General features: G+C 74.2%; 3 protein-coding genes. 2 read left to right on the top strand and 1 reads right to left on the bottom strand.

What is annotated here, in order from left to right:
- On the top strand, nucleotides 1–367 hold a 367-nt coding region (locus ACYVJ4_RS15135), incomplete at its 5' end, for a 5-formyltetrahydrofolate cyclo-ligase (protein WP_460460971.1).
- Here the strand turns inward: ACYVJ4_RS15135 and ACYVJ4_RS15130 are convergent.
- Nucleotides 351–2,888, bottom strand: a complete 2,538-nt coding sequence (locus ACYVJ4_RS15130; protein WP_460460970.1) for a penicillin acylase family protein — start codon at nucleotides 2,886–2,888, stop codon at nucleotides 351–353. The genes ACYVJ4_RS15135 and ACYVJ4_RS15130 overlap by 17 nt on opposite strands.
- Before the next feature lie 100 nt (nucleotides 2,889–2,988).
- Between ACYVJ4_RS15130 and ACYVJ4_RS15125 the strand changes: the two genes are divergently transcribed.
- Nucleotides 2,989–4,491 (top strand): potassium/proton antiporter, encoded by a 1,503-nt coding sequence (locus tag ACYVJ4_RS15125; RefSeq protein WP_460460969.1) that lies wholly within the window; start codon nucleotides 2,989–2,991, stop codon nucleotides 4,489–4,491.
- The last annotated feature ends 206 nt before the right edge of the window (nucleotides 4,492–4,697 follow it).

Below are 4,697 nucleotides of genomic sequence, written 5' to 3'. Positions count from 1 at the left end.
CGTCGTGCTCCCGGACCTCGACCTCGACTGGGCGGCCGACGGCGCCCGCCACGTCCCCGGCACCGGCGTGGACGACGACGAGCCGGCCGGCGCACGGCTCGGCCCGGACGCCGTCGCACGCGCGGCCGTCGTCGTCGTCCCGGCGCTGGCGGTGTCGCGCGACGGCACCCGGCTGGGCCAGGGCGGCGGCAGCTACGACCGTGCGCTGGCGCGGGTGCCGGCCGGTGCGCTGGTCGTCGCCCTGCTGCACGACGGCGAGCTCGTCGACGCCGGCGAGCTGCCGGCCGAGCGGCACGACCGCCCGGTGGACGTCGTCGTGACGCCGACGGCCGTCGTCCGGACGACCGCGGCTACTGCGCGGGGCTGAGCTCGAGGTCGTCGCCGGACGCCTTCTTGACCGCGTCCTCGCTGAACGGCCAGGCGTACGTGCGGTTCGTCGCCCAGTGCTCGGACTGGTCGGAGTAGTGCGCGTCGTACGCGTGGCCCGAGGCCCCGGTGAGGTTGACCCAGGTCGAGCGGTCGAGGTCGGAGAGGTCGACCACCATGCGCATCGACGGCACCCAGTCGACCTGGTAGCCCGCGGACGCCGTCCAGCCCGTGGCGTCGACGATCGCCGACCCGCCGCCGAGCTCGAACGGCCCGCGGTTGAAGAGTGCGCGCACCGGGCCGGGCACCGACGGGCCGCCCAGCGGCGTGTGCACGAGCTCGAGCCGGTGCAGCTTGCCCCACTGCCAGCGACCGACGTCCTTGCCGAGCTTGCGGGTGAGCTCGAGCCGCGCGGCCACCAGCGCCTGGCGCATGATCTCGTCGCGGTTCTCGACGGCGCCGGGCGTGGCGCGGTTGTCCCACCACGGGTCCGACCGCCGCCGCAGCAGCGAGGTCACGACCTCGAACCACCGGTCTCCGCCGTCCGCCGCGAGGTCGTCGCCGAGCTCGTCGTCGAAGCCGAGCCGCAGCAGGTTGCTCCAGACGGCGTTGTAGTAGGCGGCCGCGGCCGAGTCCGGCGACTCCGTGTAGTCCCAGCCCTTCAGCAGGTCCTGCGCCTCGCGGGTGAAGGGGTCGCCCGAGAGGTCGATGGCGCGCAGCAGCGGCACCAGGGTGGGCGCCATGCCGTTGCGCGTGTCGCCCTGGATCGACGACATGTCCGCGGCGGTCAGGCCGTCGCGACCCTTGAGCAGGTCGCGGATCCGCTGCGCCCGGTAGCCGTAGTCCCAGTCCTGGGTGAGGAACGGGTCGGCCGCGCTGGTGACGGCCTGGTTCGCCGTGACGACGAAGCCGTCGGACGGGTTCAGCACGTGCGGCAGGTCCGTGAACGGCACGTAGCCGGTCCAGGCGTACTGGCTCTTCCAGCCGGGCACCGGCCACCGGCCGTCGTAGCCCTTGCGCACCGGCACCTTCCCCGGCGCCTGGTAGCCGATGTTGCCGTCGACGTCGGCGTAGACCATGTTCTGCGACGGCACCTCGAACTGCTCCGCCGCGGCGCGGAAGGAGTCCCAGTCGGTGGCCCGGTCGATCGCGAACAGCGCGTCGGCCGTGCGGCCCGGCGTGAGCGCCGTCCACGCCAGGGCGACGTCGTAGGTCTGCGAGTCGTTGTCGTCGTCCGTGGTGTCGCGGCCGGCGTCGTGCACGCTCGACGACACGTCCGACAGCAGCGGGCCGTGCCGGGTCTCGCGGACCGTGAGGTCGACGTCCGCGCCGCCGCGCACCTTGATCGTCTCGTGCCGCACCTGCAGCGGTTCGAACTGGCCGGCGTACTCGGCGCGGTCGTCGACCAGTCGCTCGAGGTAGAGGTCGGCGACGTCCGGGCCGAGGTTGGTGAAGCCCCAGGCGATCCGGGCGTTGTGGCCGATGATCACGCCGGGCGTGCCCGAGAACGTGAAGCCCGCGACGTCGAACGGGCAGTCGGCCGTGACCTGCCGGCAGTGCAGCCCCATCTGGTACCAGATGCTCGGCACAGCGGGCCCGAGGTGCGGGTCGTTGGCGAGCAACGGCTTGCCGCTCTTGGTGTGCGCACCCGACACCACCCAGGAGTTCGACCCGATGCCGTCGCCACGCCCGACCAGCTGCGGCACGGCGTCCAGCGCCTGCTGCGCCAGGGCGAGCGCGCGCGAGCCCGCGTGCGTGTCGGCCGCGTCGAGCGTGCCCTGCGGCACCGCGCTGGCGCTGCCGACGTCGGAGCCGGTGTCGCTGACGATCGGCGCGTGCTCGGTGAAGGGGTACGGCGGGTAGAGCTGCTCGATCCGCTTGACCGAGATGGACGCCGAGAGCCGGGCCCGGGTGATCTCGTCGTCGTAGTTGCTCTTGAGGTCCCAGGCCATGGCCTTCAGCCACGCCAGCGAGTCGACCGGCGTCCACGGCTCGACGCGGTACTCGGGCAGCTGCAGGTCGAGCACGGTGTACTCGAGCCCGAGCTGGGACGGCGAGCGGTCGGCGACGTAGGCGTTCACGCCGTCGGCGTAGGCCTGCAGGTACTGCCGGCTGGACGACGACAGCAGCGGCAGCTCGCGCTCGGCCACCCGGCGCCAGCCGAGGGTGCGGACGACCTTGTCGGCCTCCATCGCGTCCGCGCTCTCGCCCACGAGCTCGGAGAGCCGGCCGGCGGTGATGTGGCGGCGCAGGTCCATCTCGAAGAACCGGTCCTGCGCCTGGACGTAGCCCTGCGCGAAGAACAGGTCGTCCGAGCTGTCGGCGTACACCTGCGGGACGCCCTGGTCGTCGCGCAGCACGTTCACGGTGCCCTTCAGCCCCTGCACCTGCAGCTGCCCGTCGCGGTCCGGGAACGAGCGGCGGACGGCGGTGACGACGGCCACCGTGCCGACCAGCGCGACCACGACCACCGCCGCGACGACGACGGCGAGGACACGGGCGATCGGGTGCAGGCGGGCCACGCTGCGAGACTAGGCCACGACACCCCCGCCGTCCGGCACCCCCGGGCGCCGCCGACGACCGCTGGAGGCCCGGCATGACCGCACGCCGCTGGTGCGCCCCGTGACGGTCGACCTGCTGAACCAGTCGCTGCTGGTCGGGGCGCTGGTCGTGCTCGTCGCCGTGGTCGCCGTGCGGCTGTCGCTGTCGTCGGGCCTGCCCTCGCTGCTGCTCTACCTCGCGCTCGGCGTCGGCCTCGGCGAGGCGGGGCTGGGCGTGCAGTTCGACAGCGAGGAGCTCACCCAGGTGCTCGGCTTCAGCGCCCTGGCGCTGATCCTGGCCGAGGGCGGCCTGACCACCCGGTGGTCGAGCGTGCGCTCGTCGCTGCTGCCCGCGGCGGTGCTGTCGACCCTCGGCGTGGTCGTGTCGGTCGGCGTCGTGGCGGTCTTCGCGCACCTCGTGCTCGACCTGTCGTGGAACGTCGCGCTGCTCGTCGGCGCCGTGCTGTCGTCGACCGACGCCGCCGCCGTGTTCTCGGTGCTGCGCCGGGTGCCGATCCACCCGCGGCTGGCCGGCGTGCTCGAGGCCGAGTCCGGCCTGAACGACGCCCCCGTCGTCCTGCTGGTCGTGGTGCTGGCCGAGCAGGCGACCGGCGACCACGGGGCTTCCGCCTGGTACGTGCTGGTCGCGCTGGCGACCTTCGAGCTCGCCGCGGGGGCGGCCATCGGGCTCGCGGTCGGCTTCGCCGGAGCGTGGGTGCTGCGCCGGCTGCGGCTGCCGTCGTCCGCGCTGTCGTCGCTGGCCGTCCTCGCGCTCACGATCACGGCGTACGCGGTCGGCGCCTCGGTGCACGCCTCCGGGTTCCTCGCGGTGTACGTGGCGGGACTGGTGCTGGGCAACGCCCAGATGCCGCACCGGACGACGGTCCGCGGGTTCGCCGAGGCGGTCGGCTGGCTGGCCCAGATCGGCCTGTTCGTGCTGCTGGGGCTGCTGGCCTCGCCGTCCCGGCTCGGCGACCAGCTGCTGCCGGCCCTCGCGCTCGGCGCGGTGCTGCTGCTGGTGGCCCGCCCGCTGTCGGTGGCCGCCTCGATGACGCCGTTCCTGCTGCCGTGGCGCCAGCAGGCCTTCCTGTCGTGGGCGGGGCTGCGCGGCGCCGTGCCCGTCGTCCTCGCGACCGTGCCGGTGACGACGGGCGTGCCCGGCACCGAGTGGCTGTTCGACCTGGTCTTCGTGCTCGTCGTCGTCTTCACCGTCGTGCAAGGACCGACCCTGCCCTTCGTGGCCCGCCGCCTCGGGGTGGCGCACGACGTCGACAGCCGCGACCTCGACGTCGAGTCCGCGCCCCTGGACGAGCTCGGTGCCGAGGTCATGCAGGTGCGGGTGGGCCACGACTCGCGGCTGCACGGGCTCGAGGTCTTCGAGCTGCGGCTGCCGCAGGGGGCCAACATCACGCTCGTCGTGCGCGACGGCACGTCCTTCGTGCCCGGACCCCGCACGGTGCTGCGGCGCGACGACCAGCTGCTCGTGGTCACGACGACCGGCGCCCGACGCGAGGCGCAGCGGCGGCTGCGCGCGGTGAGCCTCGGCGGCCGGCTCGCGCTCTGGGGCCGGTCCGCTCCGCGCTGACCTCGGACCTCGATGACCGTCGTGTGACGTCCCAGGGTGCTCCCAGGGTGCGTCCAGGCGGCGCGGCTACCATGGTCGGGTGACGTCTCTCGCGACCGGCCGCGCGCGCGTGCTGCGCGCGGGCGCGTTCGCCGTCGTCGCGGTGAGCCTGGCGCTGGCCGCGCACGCCGCTGCCGGGGGCGAGCGCCCCGGCCTGCTGGCGCTCG

The organism is Angustibacter peucedani, assembly GCF_054779595.1.
The sequence above is the reverse complement of the archived record's forward strand: the minus strand, read 5'-3'. Positions and strand labels throughout refer to the sequence as shown.